Genomic DNA, 20,738 nt, shown 5'->3' on the forward strand with positions numbered 1-20,738 from the left:
GAAGTCCCCTCTCCTCCGCGACGAAAGTACCGGCTAGACCGTCACCACGCCGTCGGCGTAATCCTGGACCAGTCGGAGATCGTGCGAGGCGAAGACCACAGCCGTGCCCCGTGTCTCCCGCAGGCCGGTCAGGAGGTCCATGACCGCGCGGGCGGTGCCGGCGTCCAGGGCCGAGGTGACCTCGTCGCAGATCAGCACGTCGGGTTCGGCGGCCAGGGCTCGTGCGATGGAGACCCGTTGGCGCTGGCCGCCTGACAGCTCGTGCGGATACCGGCCGGCGTGGTCGGGGCTCAGTCCGACCTGTTCCAGCAGTTCGCCCACGCGCTCCGATCCCGCCGAGCGCGGGCGCCGGCGGTGCAGCCGCACCGGCCGCAGCAGGGCGGCCCCGACGGTGGCCGAGGGGTTCAGCGCTCCCATCGGGTTCTGGGGCACGAACTGCACCCGGCGGCGCAGCTCCCGCCCTCGGCGTCGCACGTCGGGGTGCAGGGCGAGGCCGTCCAGCGTGAGGGAGCCGCCCGAGCGCGGGTGCAGGCCGACCAGGGTGCGCAGCAGCGTGGTCTTGCCCGACCCCGAGGGGCCGACGACGCCGACCGCGGTCCCCGAGGGCGCGTGCAGGTCGACGCCGCGCAGCACGTGCAGACGCGCAGGCCCCACATGCGCGGCCAGCCCCTCGGCACGCAGGCCCGTCTCCTGCTCAGGTGTCCCGGAGCGGCGCGGCGGCCGGAGGGCAGACGGCTGAGAGGGCACGCCACCGGGCAGCTCCAGCACGTCGTCGGCCACCTGGGCGACCAGCTCCCGGTCGTGGCAGGACATCACCACCGCGACTCCCCGCTCCCTGGCCAGCCGCCGCAGCAGCGCGCCGATCTCCGCGCGCGCGGAGGGGTCGAGCCCCGCGGTGGGTTCGTCCAGGAGCAGCAGGTCGGGCCGGCGGGCCAGCGCCCTGGCCAGAGCGACCCTGCGCTGCTGGCCGCCTGAGAGCTCGACGGTCCTGCGCCTGGGCAACTCGGGGACGTCGGCCAGGCCGACCTCACCGAGCAGGCCGGCGACGTCGTCATGAGTCAGGCCGGTGCCGGTCTCGGCGACGACCGCGGCCACGCGCATCCTGGGGTTGAGCGCCGAGCCCGGGTCCTGTCCCACGAAGGCCAGGCGTCTTCGCCGCAGTTCGCGTAGCGCCTCCGGGCCGCAACCGAACACGTCCACGCCGAGCACCCGTACGTCTCCCGCGTGGCGGGCGGTACGCGGAGGCAGGTCTCCGAGCAGCGCGCGCAGCAGGGTGGTCTTGCCCGAGCCCGAGGCGCCCACCAGGGCCAGGACGCGCCCAGGCAGTGCGGCCAGGTCGACGCCCGACAGCAACTCGGGCCCGCCGGGGGCGGCCACGGTCAGGCCGGTCGCCACGGCATACGGGGTCACAGGACCGCCACCTCCGACGTACGTACCTTGGGGGCCAACGCCCCGGCGGCCAGGTTGACGCTCATCGCCAGCGCGGCGATCGCGATGCCGGGCGCCAGCACGGCCCAGGGGTTGAGGACGAGCCCGGCGCTGTTCTCGCGGATCATCAACGCCCAGTCGGCGGCCGGGGGCTGGGGGCCGATCTGGAGGAAGGCGGCAGTGGAGATCACGTAGACGCCTTCCACGAAACGCAGCCCGAACAGGGCGAGAACGGTGGAACGCAGGTTTGGCAGCACCTCGCGGACGATGAGACGCCAGGTACGCTCGCCACCGGCGATGGCCGCTTCGACGTAGCCGGTGGCCACGACGGGCGCCGCGGCGGCGGTCATGAACCGGACGGCGAAGGGGACGCCGAGCGCGACGGCGGCGGTCACGAGGGCGAACGGGCCGCCGCCCGGCCACGCCTGGGTGACCAGCAGGATGCCCAGGACGGCGGGCAGCAGCATGAATACGTCCGTGGCTCGCTCGACGAACCGGCCGAAGGCGGGACGCAACGCTCCGGCCACGCCCAGGAGCGCCGCGACGGCGGTGACGAGCAGCGCGACGACGACGGAGGACAGGACCAGGTCGCGCCCCCCGTACAGCAGCCTGCTCAGGACGTCGCGGCCGAGCTGGTCTCCGCCGAGCAACGCGCCATCGGCTCCGGCGGGCCCGAAGGGGATGGTGACCGGCTGGTCCATCGGCAAGGGGGCCAGGAGCGGTCCGCCCAACGCCACCAGCAGCAGGACCAGCGCGGGCAGCAGACGCATCACAGGCGGCCTCCCGCGGCCCAGGAGCGGATCAGGTCGGCGACCAGCAGCACCAACGTGATCGCGAGGCCGGTCAGCGCCACCACGCCGGCGATGATCGGGGTGTCGCGGTCTGCCACGGCTCCCGCGAGGAGCGCGCCGACCCCGGGATAGTTGAAGATCGTCTCTACCGCGACCGCGCCGCCCAGCAGCATCCCGGTGGAGGTCGCCGCGCCCACGGCGATGGCGGGCAGCGCGCCGGGCAGCAGGTGGTGGGTGAGGACGCGCCGGGGCCGCAGACCGTCGAGGACGGCGGCGACCACGTGCGGTGCTCGCGCCTCGTCGGCGATCGCGCCGCGCACGATCCGCGCGTTCCACCCGATCTGCGGGATGGCCAGCGCCAGCACCGGCAGCACCAGCATCGTCCATGTGGCAGGGGAACCGTCCGCCCCGGCCAGCGTCGCCGCCGGAAGCAGGCCCGTCCACAGCGCGAACACCAGTACCAGCGCCACCGCGATCACGAACTCGGGCAGGGCCAGCACGGCCGTGGCCGAGGCCGAGATCACCCGGTCGGTCACCGACCCCGGGCGCAGCGCGGCCCAGCAGCCGACGGCGAGCGCGGTGGCGACGGTGACGGCCAGAGCGACGCCACCCAGCAGAAGCGTGTTGGGCAGCGGCCCCGCCAGCAGGTTCCAGACCTTCTCCCCGTGGGCGGAGACGCCGAGGTCCCCGGTGGGCAGCCCAGCCATCCAGCGGAGGAACCGTACGAACACCGGCTGGTCGAGGCCGAGCAGGGTGCGTCGCCGGGCGACGTCGGCGGCGCTCTCCCCGCGTTCGGCGGTCGCGTCGGCGGCGTCGCCCGGCAGTGCCTCCACGACCGCGAAGACCAGCGCGAGCAGGACCGCGAGCAGGCCGACCCGGCGGGCGAGAAGCCAGCCGAGCCGTAGCGCCGTCAGTGAGCCAGCCATACCCGCTCAAGCTGCACGCGTCCGTAGCCGGGAAGCTTCGGCAGGTCGCGGACGGCCGCTCCGGCCAGGTCGATGCCGTCGGCCATGCCCCACAGCACGTAGCCGGAGCGCTCGTGCTCGATCTCCTGCAGCGTGCGCATCGCCTTGGCCCTGGCGGCCTCGTCCAGGGTGCCCACGGCCTCCTTGTACGCCTGGTCGAACGCGGCGTCGCTCCAGCCCGACTCGTTCTGGCCCGCACCGGTGAGCAGGAGCTTGCTGGCGAAGAACAGCACCGAGTCGTTGGTGCCCCAGTAGGTGGTGTACAGGTCGCCCTTGAGCCAGGTCTTGTCCCAGAACGCGCCGGAGTCCTGCTTGACGACTTCGATCTGTACGCCCGCCTCACGCACCTGGGTGGCGAACAGCGCGGCCGACTCGGCGAGACCGGCGATGTCGTCGGTGGTGTGCAGCGGGTAGGTCTTGGACAGGTCGAAACCGGCCTCCTGCAGCAGCTGCTTGGCCCGGGCCAGATCACGCGCGCGCTGCGGCAGGTCCTTGGCGTAGGCGGGGTCGCCGGTGCCGAGCACGTCGTTGGCGACCTTGCCGTACCCGCTGAGCACCTGCTTGACCATCGCCTCACGGTCCACGGCCAGCCGGAGTGCCTCGCGGACCCGGGGGTCGGCGTACGGGCTGCCCTGGGAGGTGCGCATGACGATCGGCATCGCCATGTCGTCGGGTCGGCGGAGCACCTGCACGCTGGGGCGGCCGGCGGCGACGCGGGCGGCGACGGCGCCCACGTTGGAGGCGACGTCGATCTGCCCGGCCAGCAGCGCGTTGGCCATGGCCTGCGGGCTTTCGAAGATCTTCACCTCGATCGCGTCGAGGTGCGGCTTGCCCGCGTACCAGTTGTCGTTGCGCACCAGACGAGCGTTGCCGTCGCGGTACCAGTCGAGCTTGAACGGGCCGGTGCCGGGCGCGCCGGCCACCTCCTTGGTGTCCTTCTTCATGACGAACGTCGTCAGCCGCATCATCAGCGGCAGGTCGGCGTTGGGGTAGTCGGAGGTGAGCACGACCGTGTCCCCGTCCGCCTTGATGTTCGCGGACGTAACGCCCGGTAGCCGAGCCGGACCGGCGGGGGTGTCACGCAGGCGGCGCAGCGACCAGGCGACGTCCTCGGCGGTCACCGGTGTGCCGTCGTGGAAGGTCGCGCCGGGTGCCGGCGTGAACCGCCACGTCGTGACGTCCTTGTCCGCCTTCCACTCGCTGGCCAGGCGGGGCGCGGTGTTGGCGGTGGCCCCCGGGACGGTCAGTGTGTCGTAGATCAGACTGATGATCAGGTAGTCGCTCTCGTTGGCCTGCGTGCCGTGGGGATCGCGGGTGATCGCGCTCGCCTTGCCCAGCGCGCCGATGCGCAGGGTGCCGCCACTGGTGGGTTGCGCCTGAGCCGGCTGGGTGGCGGGGGCGGAGCCGGGCTTCGACCCGTTGCCACAGGCCGCGACCAGCGCCGCTAGGCTCGCTCCTCCTGCGGTCATGAGAAGCTGTCGCCTACTCAGGTCCACTTCATCCTCATTCATGGCGATATTCTTGGTTAGGTTTGCCTATCCTAAAGGGAGAGAAAACGGCGTGACAACGTCCCCCCTGCGCCACGACGTACGCGAACTGGCCGGACTCGCCGTACCCCTCGCCCTCACCCAGCTCGCCCAGGTGGCGCTGACCACCACCGACACCCTCATGCTCGGCCTGCTCGGCGTGGAGGCGCTGGCGGCAGGCGGGCTGGCGATGGTCATCTTCAACCAGCTGCGCACCATGGGCGTCGGACTGGTGACCGCCGTCGGCAACCAGGTCGCCGCCGCCCACGCGCGCGAAGAGGACGTCGGCGACCTGGTCCGCGCCGCGATGGCGCTGGCGACGATCGCGGGTATCGTCGGTGGCGCGGCCATGGTGCTGATCGGCGAGGCCGTCGCCCTGCTGGGGCAGGAGCCGGCGGTGATCGAGCGGATGCGGCCGATGCTGTGGGCGCTGGCGCCCGGCCTGCTGCCCTGCCTGTGGTTCCAGGCGCTTCGGCAGTTCACCGTCGGCATGCGCCGCCCGCAGGCGCTCTTGCGCATCACCCTGGCCTCGATCGTGGTCAACGCCGCACTCAACGCCGCGCTCGTCCAACCGCTCGGGCTGGCCGGGATCGGCGCCGCGACCAGCGCCGTCTACCTGGCGACCTTCGCCGCGTTGTACGTCTCCGCCCGGCGCGACCAGGAGCTGGCCCCGGCGCTCAACTTTCGCGTCTGGCGGGCCCGTCCCGAGACAGTGCGCCGGCTCACCGGGCTCGGTCTGCCGATCGCGGCCACCTACGGCTCCGAGGCCGGGTTCTTCTCCGTCGTCGCCCTGCTCATCGGCACCTCCGGCACCGCCGCCCTGGCCGCGCACACCGCCGTCAACCAGCTCGTCTACATCGTCTTCCAGGTTTCCGTGGGCCTGTCGCACGCCGCCTCTATCGGCGTGAGCAGGCAGATCGCCCTGGGGCAGGCCGGTCAGGCCCGGCGCATCGCGCGAGCCGCCCTCGCCTGCGGCGCCGCCGTCATGGCCGTCGTCGCGGTGCTGTACCTCGTCCTGCCCGGCCTCGTCCTGCGTCCGTTCCTCGGCGAGGAGGGCGGAACGGCGTTCGCCATCGCCACCAGCCTGCTCGTGGTGGCCGCCGTCATGCAGTTCGTCGACTGCGCCCAGAACATCGGCGTGGGCCTGCTGCGTGGCCTCGACGACACCAGGAGCGGCTTCCGGCTGACCCTGGTCGGCTACTGGCTCGTGGGTCTTCCTCTCGCGGCCCTGCTGGCGGGACCGGCCGGACTCGGAGCGGTGGGCACCTGGCTGGGCCTGCTCGGCGGCCTCAGCGCCACGGCCGGCCTGCTCCTGCGTCGCTTCTCCCGCAGGCTGGCCGTACTGTCAGCGCAGTAGCCCCAGCGTCGATCGCCGCTCGTGGTTCAGCCCTGACCTGACCCGTGGGAGTGGCGGGTGACTCTGGAGGCCATCCCGTCGAGCAGGTAGCCGAGCCCGCGGGTGAAGGTGTCGTCCCAGTCGTGGTCGAGGCCGTGCTCAGCCAGCGTCGGATGGTCGCGCAGGTGCTCGGGCGGGGCCGCCCCGCCGCGCTCCCCCGCCTGGGTGGTGGCCGAGCCGGTGACGAACGTGGCCAGGCTGTGCGCCGCCGCCGGCAGGTCGGCCCCGGAGAACCCGGCGGCGGCCAGGGTGGCGTACAGGAACTCGGTGCGTCCGAGCGCGTTGGGGCCCATCATCGGGCGGTCGAGCAGCCCGACCGACCACGGGTGGCGCAGCAGTGTCGCCCGCCACCCGGCCAGCAGCTCGCTCACCTGGGCCCGCCACGGCCCGGGGCGGGGCACCGGCACCTCGCCGAAGATCGCGTCCAGGGCCAGGTCGAGGACGTCGTCCTTGGTTCTGACGTGCCAGTACAGGGTGGTGGAGCCGGTGTCGAGCCGCTCGGCCAGGCGGCGCATCGTCAGCCGGGCCGCGCCCTCCTCGTCGAGCAGGGCCACCGCCTCGGCGACGATCCGGCCCAGGGTGAGGGTCTGCCGCTCCTGCTTGCGTGGCCGCAACCACACGCTCTCGCTTCCCACTCGATCATAATACGCTGTACGAGTACCGGATCGATGGTCTAGTAATAGAACGATGAGCCATGTCGAGGTGAGTGACCTGACCTACCTGCTGCCCGACGGGCGGCTGCTGCTGAACGAGGTGTCCTTCAAGGTCGGCGACGGCGTCAAGGCGGCGCTGGTCGGCCCGAACGGCGCGGGCAAGACCACCCTGCTGCGGCTGGTCGCCGGGGAGCTGGAACCCGCCGCCGGCCGGGTGGCCGTCTCGGGCGGGATCGGCGTGATGCGGCAGTTCCTCGGCGAGGGGACGGTGGCCGACCTGTTGCTGGCCGTGGCCCCGCGACGGATCAGGGACGCGACCGCCACGCTGGCCCGCGCCGAGGCGGCCCTCGCCCGCGACCAGGACGACGAGCCCGCCCAGCTCCGCTACGCCCAGGCGCTCAGCGACTACGCCGACGCGGGCGGCTACGAACTGGAAGTGGTCTGGGACGTGTGCGCCACCGTCGCGCTCGGCCTGCCCTACGACCAGGTCGCCGCGCGCCCGCTCGGCACGCTGTCGGGCGGCGAGCAGAAGCGGCTCATGCTGGAGGCGCTGCTGCGCGGCCCCGACGAGGTGCTGCTGCTCGACGAGCCCGACAACTACCTGGACGTGCCCGCCAAGCAGTGGCTGGAAGGCGAGCTGCGGGCCACGTCCAAGACGGTGCTGCTCGTCTCGCACGACCGCCGCCTCCTGGCCGAGACCGCCGACAGGATCATCACCGTGGAGGCGCGCGGCGTGTGGGTCCACGGCGGCGGGTTCGCCGGCTACGCCCAGGCCCGCGCCGAACGCGCCGACCGGCTGCGCGACCTGCGCCGCCGCTGGGACGACGAGCGCAACCGGCTGCGCGGCATCGTCCACACCCTGCGCCAGCGCGCCACCCACAACGACGCCCTGGCCACCTCCTACCAGGCGGCGGTCACCAGACTGGCCAGGTTCGAGCAGGCGGGCCCGCCCGAGCAGGCGCCCAAACCGCAGAACATCCGCATGCGCCTACGCGGCGGGCGTACCGGCAAGCGCGCCGTCACCTGCGAGCGGCTGAGCCTGACCGGCCTGCTGGACGCCTTCGACACCGAGATCTGGTACGGCGAGCGCGTCGCGGTCCTCGGCCTCAACGGCACCGGCAAGTCCCACTTCCTGCGCCTGCTTGCGGGCGAGCCCATCCCCCACACCGGCGAGGCCAGGCTCGGCGCGCGCGTCCGGCCGGGTCTGTTCGCGCAGACCCACTCCCGCCCCGACCTGCACGGTCAGGCCGTGGCCGACCTCGTCATGCACGGGCACCGGATGGAACGCAACGACGCCATGGCCGCTCTGGCCCGCTACGAGCTGGCCCCTGCCGGAAACCAGCGGTTCGAGACGCTCTCGGGAGGCCAGCAGGCCAGGCTGCAGATCCTGCTGCTCGAACTGTCGGGCGCCACGCTGCTGCTGCTCGACGAGCCGACCGACAACCTCGACCTGGCCAGCGCCGACGCGCTCCAGCACGGCCTGTCGGCCTTCGAGGGGACCGTACTGGCAGTCACCCACGACCGCTGGTTCGCCGCCGACTTCGACCGCTACCTGATCTTCACCGCCGACGGGGAGGTCCGCCACAGCGCGGAGCCGCGCTGGGATCTCTGAGCCGGGGTCAGGGCAGGTCGTCCCAGGTGACGAGCCCGTGGCGGTGGGCGTAGACGGCCGCCTGCACGCGGGTCCGCAGCCCGAGCTTGGCCAGGATCCGCTCGATGTGGACCTTGACCGTGCCCGGTGAGATGACCAGCGTCCTGGCGATCTCCACGTTGCTTCTTCCGGCGGCCAGGTGGCGCAGCACGTCCGTCTCGCGCGGCGTCAGCGTGGCCAGCTCGCCCGTGGCAGGCCGGGGTGAGGTGGCCGCGAACCGGTGCAGCAGGCGGGGCGTGACCTGCGGGTCCACCAGCCCGTGCCCCTCGTGGGCGACCCGCACCGCGTCGAGGATCAGCCCGGGGTCGCTCTCCTTCAGCAGGAACCCGACCGCGCCCGCCTGCAACGCGCCGAACAGGTACTCGTCCAGGTTGAACGTGGTCAGGGCGACCACGGCCGGTGCGGGGTCGAGGGCCAGCAGGTCGCGGATCGCGGCCAGCCCGTCCATGCGAGGCATGCGGATGTCGGTGAGCACCACGTCGGGCCGGTGCCGCCTGGCCATCTCGACCACCTCGAACCCGTCGGACGCCGCCGCCACCACCTCCAGGCCCGGTTCGGACGACAGCAGCAGGCGCAGGCCCTCCCGGGTGGGCGCCTGGTCGTCGGCGACGATCACGCGGATGCTCACCGGTCGGCTCCTTCGCTGTCGCGGCGTACCGTCCCATCGTCGAGCGGCAGGCGAGCGGTCACGCGCCAGCCGTGGGGGGCGCGTGGCCCCGCGGTCAGCGTGCCGCCGAGCAGCGTCGCCCGCTCCCGCATCCCGCGCACCCCACGGCCCTCGGGCAGAGCGGGATCGCCGGGTACCGCCCGCCCGCCGTCCTCCACGACGACCAGCACGCTTCCCCGGCTCCGGACGACCCGCACCCGGGCCTGCGAGACGCCCGCGTGCCGCATCACGTTGGTCAGCGACTCCTGCACGATCCGGTACACCGCGTACCGCACCTCCAACGGCGTCCACTCCTGCGGAATGTCACCGTCCAGCCGGACGCGCAACCCCTGACGCGACAGGCGGGCGATCAGCGCGCCGAGGTCGGTTCCGGCGTCGGCGTCGTCGCGGAGCAGGCCGAGCAGCCGCCGGGTCTCGCCGAGCGCGGTGCCGGAGATCTCGGCGATCACGTCCAGGGCCCGAGCCGCGTCGTCGGGGGTGCCCCGCCGTCCCCCCACAGCCTGGAGCCGGATCGCGCTGAGGTGGTGGCCCACCACGTCGTGCACGTCGCGGGCGATCCTGGCGCGCTCCTCCGCCCGCTCGACGAGGACGGCCTGCCGGGCCTGGTCGCGGCGCAGCCGCAGGATGTGGCCGAGCGCGACCGGCGAGAGCCCGGCGGCCACCGACATGACCAGCCGGGACGCAGACGACGGGGGCCAGCTCTGGACGAGGTCGAACGTGACCAGCCAGCAGGTCGCGCCGATCGCGGGCAGCGACCGCCCCCGGTCGCGGTGGTAGGCGGCCGAGCCGAACGCCGCTGTCGTCACCCAGGCGCCGACCTGCGGCAGCTGGAGAACGACCGCGAGCAGGCCCGCCGCGCCCGAGGCCAGCGCGGCCGTCATCGGCAGGAGGCGGCGCACGGCCAGCGGCGCGCACACCGCGCACACCAGCACCCCCCACAGGGGCGTGAGCCCGCGCGTGTCGCTGCCGAGCAGCGGGACCCCCAAGATCAGCAGCGTCGTCGCCGCCGCCAGCACGGCGTCCTGGACCTGCGCCGGCAGTGCCCGCCACGCTCCGATCACGGTCGGCTCACCCCCGGGGGATCCTAGCCACCAGGTCGCCGGGGCAGCGCGCCCCGGCCGGCGGCAGCGTCCCGGTGGTCAGGTAGTCGTGCACGTACCGGCGCAGGCAGGTGCCGCCCAGCCCGGACGCGCTCTGCATGAGGTAGGCGGCGTGCCCGTCGCCGTGCCTGACCACCCGCGCCCCGGGAAGCTGCGCGGCCAGGTGCTCGGCGGCGAGGTTCGGGGTGTTGTCGTCGGTGTCGCCGATGGCGACCAGCACGGGCGGCACGCCCTTGGCCTGCAGCGGGTGGGGTGGGTTGGCGGGGTCCTTCCCGATGCCGAGGCAGCGGGCGACCTGGTAGCGGCCCTGGATCCAGCCGATCCGAGGCGCGGCCGCGCGCAGGCGCGACTCGATGGCCAGGAAGGCGCGGTAGCCGGGCAGGCGCGGCATGAAGTCGTGGCACAGCATCGCGCCGTGGGGGTAGCCGGGGGTCTCCGGAGGCAGGGGCCGCAGCTCGGCCAGGTCGGTGGCGTCGCCGTCGGCGGCCTTGCGCAGCGCCGCGGCCAGGCGCGGCCAGGCAGGCGGGGTGAGCCCCTCCCGGACCGCGACGAGGAACTTCCGCTCGTTCACCGTCCCCTTTCCCGCGGGCAGAGGGGCGCGGCGGGCGCGGGCGAGCAGGTCGTCGAACACCTTGATCGCGTCGTCGTCGCCCAGCGCGCACCCGGCCGCGCACCAGTCGCGGAAGCGGCCGAGTTGCCGCTCCTCGGTGCGCGCGTTGTCCATCAGCCAGCGTTCCAGCGACGGCCGGGTGTGGTCGGCGACGCCGTCCAAAACCATCCGGCCGACCTTGGAGGGGAACAGTTCCAGGTACGCCTGGCCGTACACGGTGCCGTAGGAGTTGCCGAGATAGCGCAGCCTGTCGGCGCCGAGCGCGGCGCGCAGCGCCTCCAGGTCGTGGGCCACCTGCCAGGACGTCAGGCCCGCGTAGGCGCCGCCCATGGCCGCGCGGCAGGAGGCGTCGTAGGCGGCGTTCGCCCTGGCCTGCGCGCGCCAGCCCGCCTCGCCGGGCCGCAGGATCAGCTCGGCGATGTCTGGCTGCGGTGTGGCGCACTCGACGAGTGAGGGACTGCCCTTGTCGCCCATGCCCCTGGGGTCGACCAGGACCACGTCGAACCAGATGGTCAGCTCCGACACCGTCGCGAGCATGGAGCGCACGGGCTGGATGGTCGCGCCGCCGCCGGTGTTGACCACGAGCGGACCGAGGCTGCGCTGGGGGTCGCGAGCGGGCATCCTGGCCAGGTCCACCTGGGTCTTCGGCCCGTCGGGCCGCTTCCAGTCGACCGGCACGGTCAGCTTGGCGCACTCGAGGCCGTCTCCGCACGCCACCCAGTCCAGGGAGTGGGCCGATGCCGGAGGTGTCGCCGCCGCCGTCACCGCCAGGGCGAGAACGGTCAGCGTGGTGCTCAGGATTCGCATGGGACGCAGCCTCGCGCCGAGCGCCCCGGGCCGGCATCTGCCGTTCGGCATATCCTCTGAGCCGTGCACGCCGACCTCGCCACCGTCTTCCGCCAGGAGTGGGGGCATGTGCTGGCCACCGCCGCTTTCTCGCCCGAAGGTTGGCGGAAGTGGAGGTCAGCGGCCGCCCGTGAAGGAGGGCTCGCCCTCCTTGAGGGGACGGAAGCGCAGCGCCGACCAGACCTCGTCGACCGCGACCTGCCCGTTGGGGCACAGGCCGTACTCGGCGACGTGGCCTGCCCCCTCCGGCAGCGGTTCGACGAGGCCGCGGTGTTCCGGGTCAGAGATCCACACCGTGGTACGCGGCTTGATGAGGAGCTTGTCGGCGACGGTCTTGGCGGCCATCAAGTCGAAGGCAGGGGACTGCTTCCTTCAGGGAGTGGGGAATGCCGAGCGGGAAGGCGCTCTGGCGCCTGAGCGCGCCTTTACCTGCGAATTTCGGCTTTCTTCAGAAACCACTGCGCTTATAGGAGCGCGGATCTCATAATGATCGGGTGCCTCGTCAGGTGCGTCCTTCTCCCAGTGCGGCGTACGACTTGGGCTACCACGTGGTGTGGCGCTCCAAGTACTGGCGCCGTGTCGTGGGCGGCTGGGTCAAGACCCGGCTGGAGGAGTTGATCCGCGCCAAGGCCGCAGAGCACGAGTGGGAAATCATTGCCTCAGAGGTGATGCCTGACCACATGCACCTGTTCGTCAAGTCACACCCAAAGCGCTCGACCTCGTACGTGGCGAACCAGTTCAATGGATCCACCTCTCCCCATCTGCGCTCCCGGCTTCCGAGTCTGTGGTCACGCTCGTACGTCGTGGCGAGTGTGGGAGCGGTGAGCGTGCGGCGCTGTATCGAGGCTCAGTACGAGCGCGTCCCCAACAGTGGGGGCGCTGATGCGTAGGTCGTTCAAGTTCCTGCTGCGTCCCACGGTCAAGCAGCAGATCATGCTGACCGCGATGCTGGACGATCACCGGGCGCTGTACAACGCGGCACTGCAAGAGCGCCGCGAAGCATACCACCGGGCGAAGATCTCGATCCGGTACGGGGACCAGTCCGCGCAGCTGAAGGAGATCCGTACCGATGACCCGGCAGGGCAGGGCCGCTGGTCGTTCACCAGCCAGCAGCAGACGCTGCGCCGGTTGAACAAGGCATTCGAGGCCTTCTTCCGCCGCGTCAAAGCGGGTCAGACGCCCGGCTACCCGCGTTTCAAGGGGCGGGGCTGGTTCGACACGGTCACCTTCGTCGAGGGCGACGGCGCGAAGTGGGACTGCCAGCCCCGCCATCCCAGCGCGACGTTCGTGAAGTTGCACGGGATCGGGCAGGTGCGGGTGCATCAGCACCGTCCGGTGCGCGGCCGGGTCAAGCAGGTCGAGGTCAAGCGGGAAGGCTCGCGCTGGTACGTGGTCGTCTCCTGCGACGACGTGCCCGCTGTGCCACTACCCGCGACTGGCCGCGAGATCGGCGTGGACATGGGCGTGGTCCACTTCGCCACCGCCAGCGAGCCGATTGCCGGGGTAACCGACGAACACGGTCACATCCCCAACCCGCGCTACCTCAAAACCGCAGAACAGGAGCTGGCCGCCGCGCAGCGCGCCTACGCGGGCACGAAACGCGGTTCGAAGCGCCGCCGCAAGGCAGCGCAGAAGATCGGCCGCCTTCATCGTGCGGTGGCCCGGCAGCGATCCGACCACGCGCACAAAACCGCGCTCGCGCTGGTCCGCAGCGTGGACATGATCGCGGTCGAGGACCTGCGGATCGCCAACATGACCAAGAGCCCGAAGGCCAAGCCCGACCCCGAGCAGGCGGGCGTGTTCCTGGCCAACGGGGCAGCCGCGAAGGCCGGGCTGAACAACGAGCCTTCTGGACGCGGGTTGGGGGTGTTTCTGGGCATCCTCGCGCACAAGGCTGAAAGCGCCGGTCGAGAGCTGATCCCGGTGAACCCCGCCAACACCTCCCGCACCTGCCCGCAGTGCGGGCACGCCAGCGGAGACAACCGCAAGGTCCAAGCCGACTTCGCCTGCGTGGCATGCGGGTGTACCGCCAACGCGGACGTGGTCGGGGCGAGCAACATCAAGAGGGCCGGGCTGGTCCTCCGCGACGCCAGCGCGGCGTAGCGAGAAGCCCCCTCGTTTACGAGGGGGAGGAGTCACGGTCAGGCCCTTTCGTAGGTCAGGTTGAGCACGCCGGTGCTGAAGGTCTTGGACGTGGTGAGCTTGAGCGGGATCTGGCCGTAGGCGCCGTCGAACAGCCGCTTGCCGCTGCCGATGACGATCGGGTGGACGAGCAGGTGCAGCTCGTCGAGCAGGCCGTCGCGCAGCAGCGAGGTGACCAGGGTGGGGCTGCCGGTGATGCCGATGTCCTTGCCGGGCTGCCGCTTGAGCGTGTCGAGCTCGTCGGCGAGGTCGCCCTTGAGCAGCGTGGTGTTCTGCCAGTCGGCCGTCTCCAGGGTGGTGGTGGCGACGTACTTGGGCTTGTTGTTCATGACGTCGACCAGCGGGTCGGTGGCCGGGTCCTGGTTGGGCCAGTGGGCGGCGAACTCAAGGTAGGTCTGGCGGCCGAGCAGCATCACGTCGGAGCTCTGGATGAGCGCGCCGACCGACTGGCCCATCTCGTCGTTGAAGTACGGGAAGTGCCACTTCTCCGGGGACTCCACGACGCCGTCCAGCGAGATGAACAGCCCTGCGACGATCTTCCTCATCGGTCTCTCCTCTGTGTGCATCGTCTTGCGAGATGCCCTCAGCGTCCCACCGAAAAATAAAATTGTCAAGACAGTCTCAGCTGTCGGTGATGAAGCAGGTGGGGCCCGCTCGCGGCGCCCGTTCGAGGTCACGATTCCAGGAAGCGGAGGACGGCCAGCACGCGGCGGCTGTAACCGGTGGTGTGCGACAGCCTCAGCTTGTCGAACAGCGAGTTGACGTGCTTCTCCACCGCGCTCTGCGACACGTGCAGCTCCTGGGCGATCGAGGCGTTGGTCAGCCCCTGCGCCATGCGCTCCAGCACGTCACGCTCGCGCGGCGTCAACGTGGCCAGCGGGTCGGTCTGCGAGGTACGGGCCAGCAACTGGCGCACCACCTCCGGATCGAACGCCGCGCCCCCGGCCGCCACCCGGTCGAGCGCGTCGAGGAAGTCCGCCACCTGCGCGACCCGGTCCTTCAACAGGTAGCCGACGCCTTCCACGTCCCCGCTCATCAGCTCGGTGGCGTACTTCTTCTCCACGTACTGCGACAGCACCAGCACCCTGACTTCGGGCCAGCGCCGCCTGATCTCCAGCGCGGCGCGCAGGCCCTCGTCGGTGTGGGTGGGCGGCATCCGCACGTCCACCACCACGACGTCCGGGACGTGCGCCGCCACCGCCTCCACCAGCGCCGTGGCGTCGCCCACGGCGGCGGGCACCTCGTGCCCCTCCTCGGCCAGCAGCCGCACCAGGCCCTCGCGCAGCAGCGTCGAGTCCTCCGCCAGGATCACCCGCACGGCAGCTCCGCCCCGACCGTCGTCGGACCGCCCGGCGGGCTGTCGACCGCGAACCGGCCGTCGAGCGCCGCCACCCGGCGGGCCAGCCCCGACAGGCCGCCCCCGGACGCCACAGCCCCGCCCCTGCCGTCGTCACGCACCCGTACGACGATCATCATCTCCTCCTGGTGGACGTCCACGGTCACCAGGGTGGCCCGGGCGTGCTTCGCGGCGTTCGTCACCGCCTCGCTGACCACGAAGTACGCGGCCGTCTCCACCTCCATCGGCGGACGGGCGGCGAGGTCGCAGCGTACCTTGACCGGCACCCCGGCTCGCTCGGCCAGCCCGGCCAGCGCCTCCCCCAGGCCGAAGGAGTCCAGCCCGCTCGGGTACACCCGCCAGGCCACCTCCCGCAGCTCGGCCAGCGCCTGCTGGGCCTCCTCGTGGGCCTGTTCCAGCAGTTCGGGGCGGCCCCGCCGGGACCGTCCGATCAGCATGGACAGGGCCACCAGCCGCTGCTGCAGCCCGTCGTGCAGGTCCCGTTCGATCCTGCGGCGCTCGGAGTCGACGGCGGCGACGATCCCGGCGCGGCTCTCGGCCAGCTCGGCGATCCTGCGTTCCAGTGCCGCGGTCGGATCGGGCCCGAGCATCCGCAGCGCCAGCCGCCGCTCCAGCGCGTGCACCCCCGCCACGCCGGACAGGTCGAGGAACAGCAGTACGCCCCCGCCGACGGCCATGTAGAGCAGGAGCGCCGGGGAGGGCGCCATTCCGTCGAAGGTCTCGCCGGTGCCCCACGCCCACGCGATCCGCGCGCCCGTCACCAGGCCGATCACCAGCAGCGCCACGACCACGCCGCCCAGCACGCCGACGGCCGCCCGCGACGCCAGGTAGGGCACCGCCCGGCCGGTGTCGAAGCCGGCGGGGTCCAGGCGCAGGCGACGGGCTTCGAGCAGGGCCAGCCGCCCGGCCGCCGCCCGCACCTTCGGCCGGCCGAGCAGCGGCAGCGTCACCAGCAGGAACGCCAGCTCGACCAGGGCGCTGAGCGAGCCGAGCGTCACCGCGGCGAGCTGCCTGAGCCCTTCAGCGGCCGTTCGCATGACGCCCCTTGCGCCGCTCCGACAGCCGGACACCGACGAAGACCAGCACCGCGAGCACGACCACCCCGATCACCACGTTCGTGCCGATGCCCACGTAGGACTCCACCAGCGACCAGTTCTCGCCCAGGAAGTATCCCGCGAGCACGAAGACACTGTTCCACAGGGCGCTGCCCGCGGTCGTCAGCAGGGTGAAGGTGGGCAGCGGCATGCGTTCCACGCCTGCCGGAATGGAGATCAGGCTGCGGAAGATGGGGATCATCCGGCCGAAGAACACGGTCTTCCTGCCGTGCCGCAGGAACCACGCCTCGGTCTTCTCGATGTCGGACGCCTTGACCAGCGGCAGCTTGGCGGCGATCGCGAGCACCCTGTCGCGTCCGAGCAGGGCGCCCACCCAGTACAGAGCGAGCGCGCCCACCACGGAGCCGATCGTGGTCCACAGCAGCGCGTCCAGCAGGTCCATCTGGCCGCGGCTCGCGGTGAAGCCCGACAGCGGCAGGATCACCTCGCTCGGCAGCGGCGGGAACAGGTTCTCCAACGCGATCGCGATGCCCGCACCCGGCGCGCCGAGGGTGTCCATCAGGTCAACAACCCAGTCAGTCATGCCCCAGAGGCTACGAATGATCGGAGTCGGAGGTGAATGAGGCGGGCGTCCGGATCGCGCCTGTGGTAAACCACACCCCCGCCGTACCGTACACTGTACGGCCGTGAGCTCACTGACGGACCTGACCCGGCTGCCGGTCGTCTTCCAACCCGGCGACCCGCCCAGGAGCGGCCACCTGGCCTTCCTCGACCCCGACGGCGAGGCCACGGTGAACGTCGCCGAACCGCACGACGGGCAGGTGCGCCTGCGCGCGGCCGCGGCGACGACCGTACCGGTCGCCGAGGCGGTCGCGGTGCTCGCCAGGGCTCGCGCCGACGCGGACGCGCACCCGGCGGCCCGCTTCTGGGGCGCCGCGGCGCTGGTCGCCCTCCAGCTCGTCACCCGGGGCCGCATCCTGCCCGGGGTGACGGCGAGCGACTTCGACTCCTGGCGCGCGGGGCCGTTCGACGCGGCCGACGTCCAGCGCATCCGCGAGCTGGCCGACGCCATGCCCGCCTCCGCGCGGGCCGTCCCGCTCGACGCGAAAGCCGAGCATCACGACGCCGTGCTGCTGCCCGACGCGGAGACCTGCGTGCGGGCCTTCCTGGACGCGGTGGCCGACGCGATGCCGCGCTCACCCGGAGCGGTGCGCGCCACGGGCGGCCAGGCGTTCGCGGCCGTCAAACCGGTGAAGGTGCCCCACCTGCGCGGCTGGGCGGAGGAGGTGTCGGCCGGGCTCGACTCGGGAGTGCGGCTGTCGCTGCGGCTGGAGTCCGCCGACCCGGCCACTGCCGACTTCCGCGCGGTGGCGCAGCTGCACAGCCTGGCCGACCCGTCCCTGGTGGTGGACGCCGCCGACCTGTGGGACGGGCGCGACCCCGGGCTCGGCGGCCGGGCCAGGATCGACGCCACCATCGCCGTCCGGCGCGCGGCCGGCGTGTGGGGCCCGCTGGGGCGGCTGCTCGACAGCGCGGTGCCCGACGAGCTGGTGCTGTCCGACGGCGAGGTGGAGGAGCTGCTCGCCGGGGCCGCCGAGCGGCTGGCCGCGGCCGGGGTCGAGGTGCACTGGCCCAGGTCCATGGTGCGCGGGCTGAGCGCGCGGGCCGTCATCGGCGAGCGTGACCTGGCGCCGTCCGACCTGCCGTCGTTCCTCGGCGGCGACCACCTGACCAGCTTCGACTGGCAGCTCGCGCTCGGCGGCGAGCGCCTGTCCGCCGCCGAGATGGACGCCCTGGCCGAGGCCCACCGCCCGGTGGTGCGGCTGCGCGACCAGTGGGTCCTCATCGACCCCGACCTCGCCCGCAAGGCCCGCCAGCGCGACCTGAAGCCGCTGACCGGCCTCGACGCGCTGGCCGCCGCGCTGACCGGCACCGTCGAGATCGACGGCGAGCAGGTGGACGTCCACCCCACCGCCTGGCTGGAGGAACTGCGCGACCGGCTGGCCGAGCCGGAGCGGATCGACGCGCCTGACGGGCTGGCCGCGCGGCTGCGCGACTACCAGCTCCAGGGGCTGCGCTGGCTGGCCAGGATGACCTCACTCGGCCTCGGCGGCTGCCTGGCCGACGACATGGGCCTGGGCAAGACGATCACCCTGATCGCGCTGCACCTGCACCGCCGCGGCAGCGGGCCGACGCTGGTGGTCTGCCCGGCGTCGCTGCTGGGAAACTGGGAGCGGGAGATCTCCCGCTTCGCTCCCGGCGTGCCCGTCCGGCGCTTCCACGGGCCCAACCGCGCCCTGGCCGACGACGGGTTCGTCCTGACGACCTACGGCACCATGCGGCTGGACGCGGCCAAGCTGGGCGCGCACCCGTGGGGCCTGCTGGTGGCCGACGAGGCCCAGCACGTCAAGAATCCGTCCTCCAGCACCGCCAAGGCGCTGCGCGAGATCCCCGCCGGCGCCCGCGTCGCGCTGACCGGCACCCCCGTGGAGAACAACCTGTCGGAGCTGTGGGCCATCCTCGACTGGACCACCCCCGGCCTGCTCGGCCCGCTCGCCCGCTTCCGCTCCCGGTGGGCCAGGCCCGTCGAGAGCGGCGACAGGCAGGCGGCCGAGCGGCTGGCCCGGCTGGTGGGCCCGTTCCTGCTCCGCCGCCGCAAATCCGACCCCGGCATCGCCCCCGAGCTGCCGCCCAAGACCGAGACCGACCGCCCGGTGGCCCTGACCACCGAGCAGGCGGGGCTGTACGAGGCGGTCGTGCGGGAGATCATGACGCAGATCGCCGAGTCGAGCGGCATGGCCAGGCGCGGCCTGATCGTCAAGCTGCTGACCGCGCTCAAGCAGATCTGCAACCACCCGGCGCACTACCTGCACGAGGCCGAGCCCCGGCTGGCCGGCCGGTCCGGCAAGCTGGAACTGCTCGACGAGTTGGTCGACACCATCGTCGCCGAGGACGGCGCGGTGCTCGTGTTCACCCAGTACGTCGCCATGGCCCGGCTGCTGGAAAGGCACCTCGGCGCCAGGGGCGTCGCCACCCAGTTCCTGCACGGCGGCACGCCCGTGCCCCGCCGCGAGGAGATGGTCCGCCGCTTCCAGGACGGGCACGCCCCCGTCTTCCTGTTGTCGCTCAAGGCGGCGGGCACCGGGCTCAACCTCACCCGGGCCGACCACGTCATCCACTACGACCGCTGGTGGAACCCGGCCGTGGAGGACCAGGCCACCGACCGCGCCTACCGCATCGGCCAGACCAGGCCGGTCCAGGTGCACCGGCTGATCGCCGAGGGCACGATCGAGGACCGCGTCGCCGCGATGCTCGCCGCCAAGCGCTCGCTGGCCGAAGCCGTCCTGGCCGCCGGAGAGGCCGCCTTCACCGAACTGACAGATGCCGAACTCGCCGCGCTGGTGGAGCTGAGATGAACGCAGTCAGAGGATTTCCCGCCTTTCCTCCGCAGCGCGCCGGAGCCCGGTTCGCCACCTCCTGGTGGGGCCGGGCCTGGGTGAAGGCCCTGGAGGACACCAGCCTCGACCAGGGCCTGCTCCGCAAGGGCCGCGCCTACGCCAAGACCGGGCAGGTCGGCCCCATCGCCGTCAGCCCCGGCCGGATCGCCGCGGTCACCGAGAGCGAGTACGACACCGTCGTCCGGGTCGAGCAGCTGACCGACGCCGAGTGGGAACGCTTCCTCGACCAGGTGGCCGCCAAGGCCGGGCACATCGCCGCGCTGCTCGACCGCGACATGCCGCACGAGCTGGTCGAGGCCGCCGAGGACGCCGCCGTCCCCCTGCTGCCCGCCGTCGGCGACCTGGAGCCGGAGTGCTCCTGCCCCGACTGGGGTCACCCGTGCAAGCACGCCGCCGCCCTGTGCTATCAGACGTCCTGGCTGCTCGACGCCGACCCGTTCGTGCTGCTGCTGATGCGCGGGCGCGGCGAGCAGGACCTCATCGAGGCGCTCCAGCGGCGCGACCTGCCCGCCCGCGCCGCACCTGGCGTTCCGGCCGGGGAGGCGTTCGCGCTGGGCGTGCCGCCGCTGCCGGCGGCTCCGCCGCTCGACGTCCCCTTCTCCCCGCTGCCGCTGGAGCCCGCCCCGGGCGTGGACGTGGCCGCGCTGAAGGTGCTCGCCGCCTCGGCCGCCTCCCGGGCCCGCGAGGTGCTGGTGTCGGGGCGGCTGCCCGTCCTGACCGAGTACCAGGACCGCGTCCGGCTGGCCGCCGCGCACGATCTCGACCTCGGTTTGGAGGCGGCCGTCCGGGCCTGGCGATTCGGCGGCGCTGACGGCCTCGACGCGCTGGAGACCTCCTGGACGCCGCCCAAACAGGACCTGGCCAGGGCCCAGGCGCTGCTGGAGTCCGCCTGGGAGGGCGAGCAGCCGCCGCGGCTGGAAACCTGGCGCAACCGGTGGACCCTCGGCTCCCTGCAGCTCCGCTACGGCCGCGACGGCCGGTGGTACCCGTTCACCCTGCGTGAGGGCGAGTGGTGGCCCGCAGGCCCGCCCGACAGGGACCCGTCGGCGCTGCTGCACACCTGAGTTGCCCGGCCTGCCCAGCGGAGCAGCCG

General features: G+C 72.6%; 19 protein-coding genes. 6 read left to right on the plus strand and 13 right to left on the minus strand.

Annotated elements, in window-relative coordinates:
* Window positions 1-33: 33 nt before the first annotated feature.
* Genes ABZ297_RS16185 through ABZ297_RS16200 form a run of 4 tightly spaced genes read right to left on the minus strand, consistent with a single transcriptional unit; the run spans window position 34 to window position 4,653 of the window.
* Window positions 34-1,410, minus strand: coding sequence for an ATP-binding cassette domain-containing protein (locus tag ABZ297_RS16185; RefSeq protein WP_355345775.1), 1,377 nt, complete (start codon window positions 1,408-1,410; stop codon window positions 34-36).
* A complete protein-coding gene (locus tag ABZ297_RS16190) occupies window positions 1,407-2,198 on the minus strand; it encodes an ABC transporter permease subunit (protein ID WP_355345932.1) in 792 nt (263 codons plus the stop codon). The genes ABZ297_RS16185 and ABZ297_RS16190 overlap by 4 nt, the downstream gene beginning before the upstream one ends.
* Window positions 2,198-3,145, minus strand: a complete 948-nt coding sequence (locus ABZ297_RS16195; RefSeq protein WP_355345778.1) for an ABC transporter permease — start codon at window positions 3,143-3,145, stop codon at window positions 2,198-2,200. Before ABZ297_RS16195 ends, ABZ297_RS16190 begins: the two co-directional genes overlap by 1 nt.
* Complete coding sequence (locus ABZ297_RS16200) at window positions 3,130-4,653, minus strand: ABC transporter substrate-binding protein (protein ID WP_355345781.1); 1,524 nt, start codon at window positions 4,651-4,653, stop codon at window positions 3,130-3,132. Before ABZ297_RS16200 ends, ABZ297_RS16195 begins: the two co-directional genes overlap by 16 nt.
* 91 nt (window positions 4,654-4,744) lie before the next feature.
* Between ABZ297_RS16200 and ABZ297_RS16205 the strand changes: the two genes are divergently transcribed.
* The gene (locus ABZ297_RS16205) at window positions 4,745-6,067 is read left to right on the plus strand and encodes an MATE family efflux transporter (protein ID WP_355345784.1); all 1,323 of its coding nucleotides are present in this window, start codon (window positions 4,745-4,747) and stop codon (window positions 6,065-6,067) included.
* A gap of 26 nt (window positions 6,068-6,093) precedes the next feature.
* Here the strand turns inward: ABZ297_RS16205 and ABZ297_RS16210 are convergent, their stop codons facing one another.
* Window positions 6,094-6,741, minus strand: coding sequence for a TetR/AcrR family transcriptional regulator (locus ABZ297_RS16210; protein WP_355345787.1), 648 nt, complete (start codon window positions 6,739-6,741; stop codon window positions 6,094-6,096).
* 52 nt (window positions 6,742-6,793) lie between these two features.
* Between ABZ297_RS16210 and ABZ297_RS16215 the strand changes: the two genes are divergently transcribed.
* A complete protein-coding gene (locus tag ABZ297_RS16215; protein WP_355345789.1) occupies window positions 6,794-8,371 on the plus strand; it encodes an ATP-binding cassette domain-containing protein in 1,578 nt (525 codons plus the stop codon).
* 7 nt (window positions 8,372-8,378) lie between these two features.
* Here the strand turns inward: ABZ297_RS16215 and ABZ297_RS16220 are convergent, their stop codons facing one another.
* From ABZ297_RS16220 to ABZ297_RS16235, 4 genes are all read right to left on the minus strand, one after another.
* Window positions 8,379-9,038 carry a response regulator transcription factor gene (locus ABZ297_RS16220; protein WP_355345792.1) on the minus strand — a complete coding sequence of 220 codons (660 nt, stop codon included), beginning with the start codon at window positions 9,036-9,038 and terminating at the stop codon, window positions 8,379-8,381.
* Window positions 9,035-10,138: a sensor histidine kinase gene (locus ABZ297_RS16225; RefSeq protein ID WP_355345795.1), complete on the minus strand. Its 1,104-nt coding sequence runs from the start codon at window positions 10,136-10,138 to the stop codon at window positions 9,035-9,037. Before ABZ297_RS16225 ends, ABZ297_RS16220 begins: the two co-directional genes overlap by 4 nt.
* Window positions 10,139-10,145: 7 nt before the next feature.
* The gene (locus ABZ297_RS16230; protein ID WP_355345798.1) at window positions 10,146-11,594 is read right to left on the minus strand and encodes an alpha/beta fold hydrolase; all 1,449 of its coding nucleotides are present in this window, start codon (window positions 11,592-11,594) and stop codon (window positions 10,146-10,148) included.
* A 156-nt stretch (window positions 11,595-11,750) separates the two neighbouring features.
* A complete protein-coding gene (locus tag ABZ297_RS16235) occupies window positions 11,751-11,978 on the minus strand; it encodes a hypothetical protein (RefSeq protein ID WP_355345801.1) in 228 nt (75 codons plus the stop codon).
* Window positions 11,979-12,127: 149 nt separating this feature from the next.
* Here ABZ297_RS16235 and tnpA point away from each other — a divergent pair, with 149 nt between their 5' ends.
* Window positions 12,128-12,523 (plus strand): IS200/IS605 family transposase, encoded by a 396-nt coding sequence (tnpA, locus tag ABZ297_RS16240; protein ID WP_355345804.1) that lies wholly within the window; start codon window positions 12,128-12,130, stop codon window positions 12,521-12,523.
* Window positions 12,516-13,736, plus strand: a complete 1,221-nt coding sequence (locus tag ABZ297_RS16245; protein ID WP_355345807.1) for a transposase — start codon at window positions 12,516-12,518, stop codon at window positions 13,734-13,736. The genes tnpA and ABZ297_RS16245 overlap by 8 nt, the downstream gene beginning before the upstream one ends.
* A 38-nt stretch (window positions 13,737-13,774) precedes the next feature.
* Here ABZ297_RS16245 and ABZ297_RS16250 read toward each other — a convergent pair whose 3' ends face one another.
* From ABZ297_RS16250 to ABZ297_RS16265, 4 genes are all read right to left on the minus strand, one after another.
* Window positions 13,775-14,320 (minus strand): dihydrofolate reductase family protein, encoded by a 546-nt coding sequence (locus ABZ297_RS16250; RefSeq protein ID WP_355345810.1) that lies wholly within the window; start codon window positions 14,318-14,320, stop codon window positions 13,775-13,777.
* 128 nt (window positions 14,321-14,448) lie between these two features.
* Window positions 14,449-15,093, minus strand: a complete 645-nt coding sequence (locus tag ABZ297_RS16255) for a response regulator transcription factor (RefSeq protein ID WP_355345813.1) — start codon at window positions 15,091-15,093, stop codon at window positions 14,449-14,451.
* Entirely contained in the window at window positions 15,084-16,169 is a 1,086-nt protein-coding gene (locus ABZ297_RS16260) for a histidine kinase (protein WP_355345816.1), read from the minus strand. Before ABZ297_RS16260 ends, ABZ297_RS16255 begins: the two co-directional genes overlap by 10 nt.
* Window positions 16,153-16,770, minus strand: a complete 618-nt coding sequence (locus ABZ297_RS16265; protein ID WP_355345819.1) for a DedA family protein — start codon at window positions 16,768-16,770, stop codon at window positions 16,153-16,155. The genes ABZ297_RS16260 and ABZ297_RS16265 overlap by 17 nt, the downstream gene beginning before the upstream one ends.
* A 103-nt stretch (window positions 16,771-16,873) precedes the next feature.
* On the opposite strand from ABZ297_RS16265, the gene ABZ297_RS16270 reads away from it, so the two are divergent.
* A complete protein-coding gene (locus ABZ297_RS16270) occupies window positions 16,874-19,603 on the plus strand; it encodes a DEAD/DEAH box helicase (RefSeq protein WP_355345822.1) in 2,730 nt (909 codons plus the stop codon).
* Complete coding sequence (locus tag ABZ297_RS16275) at window positions 19,600-20,709, plus strand: SWIM zinc finger family protein (RefSeq protein WP_355345825.1); 1,110 nt, start codon at window positions 19,600-19,602, stop codon at window positions 20,707-20,709. The genes ABZ297_RS16270 and ABZ297_RS16275 overlap by 4 nt, the downstream gene beginning before the upstream one ends.
* The last annotated feature ends 29 nt before the right edge of the window (window positions 20,710-20,738 follow it).

This window comes from Nonomuraea sp. NPDC005983 (assembly GCF_040614375.1).
Taxonomy (GTDB): Bacteria; Actinomycetota; Actinomycetes; order Streptosporangiales; family Streptosporangiaceae; genus Nonomuraea.

What these genes read in the sequence shown, in the direction of transcription:
- ABZ297_RS16260 (WP_355345816.1), bottom strand. Translation starts at nt 16,169, where the DNA reads ATGCGAACGGCCGCTGAAGGGCTCAGGCAGCTCGCCGCGGTGACGCTC.
- ABZ297_RS16200 (WP_355345781.1), bottom strand. Translation starts at nt 4,653, where the DNA reads ATGACCGCAGGAGGAGCGAGCCTAGCGGCGCTGGTCGCGGCCTGTGGC.
- ABZ297_RS16265 (WP_355345819.1), bottom strand. Translation starts at nt 16,770, where the DNA reads ATGACTGACTGGGTTGTTGACCTGATGGACACCCTCGGCGCGCCGGGT.
- ABZ297_RS16235 (WP_355345801.1), bottom strand. Translation starts at nt 11,978, where the DNA reads ATGGCCGCCAAGACCGTCGCCGACAAGCTCCTCATCAAGCCGCGTACC.
- ABZ297_RS16190 (WP_355345932.1), bottom strand. Translation starts at nt 2,198, where the DNA reads ATGCGTCTGCTGCCCGCGCTGGTCCTGCTGCTGGTGGCGTTGGGCGGA.
- ABZ297_RS16245 (WP_355345807.1), top strand. Translation starts at nt 12,516, where the DNA reads ATGCGTAGGTCGTTCAAGTTCCTGCTGCGTCCCACGGTCAAGCAGCAG.
- ABZ297_RS16230 (WP_355345798.1), bottom strand. Translation starts at nt 11,594, where the DNA reads ATGCGAATCCTGAGCACCACGCTGACCGTTCTCGCCCTGGCGGTGACG.
- ABZ297_RS16215 (WP_355345789.1), top strand. Translation starts at nt 6,794, where the DNA reads ATGAGCCATGTCGAGGTGAGTGACCTGACCTACCTGCTGCCCGACGGG.
- ABZ297_RS16250 (WP_355345810.1), bottom strand. Translation starts at nt 14,320, where the DNA reads ATGAGGAAGATCGTCGCAGGGCTGTTCATCTCGCTGGACGGCGTCGTG.
- ABZ297_RS16195 (WP_355345778.1), bottom strand. Translation starts at nt 3,145, where the DNA reads ATGGCTGGCTCACTGACGGCGCTACGGCTCGGCTGGCTTCTCGCCCGC.
- ABZ297_RS16275 (WP_355345825.1), top strand. Translation starts at nt 19,600, where the DNA reads ATGAACGCAGTCAGAGGATTTCCCGCCTTTCCTCCGCAGCGCGCCGGA.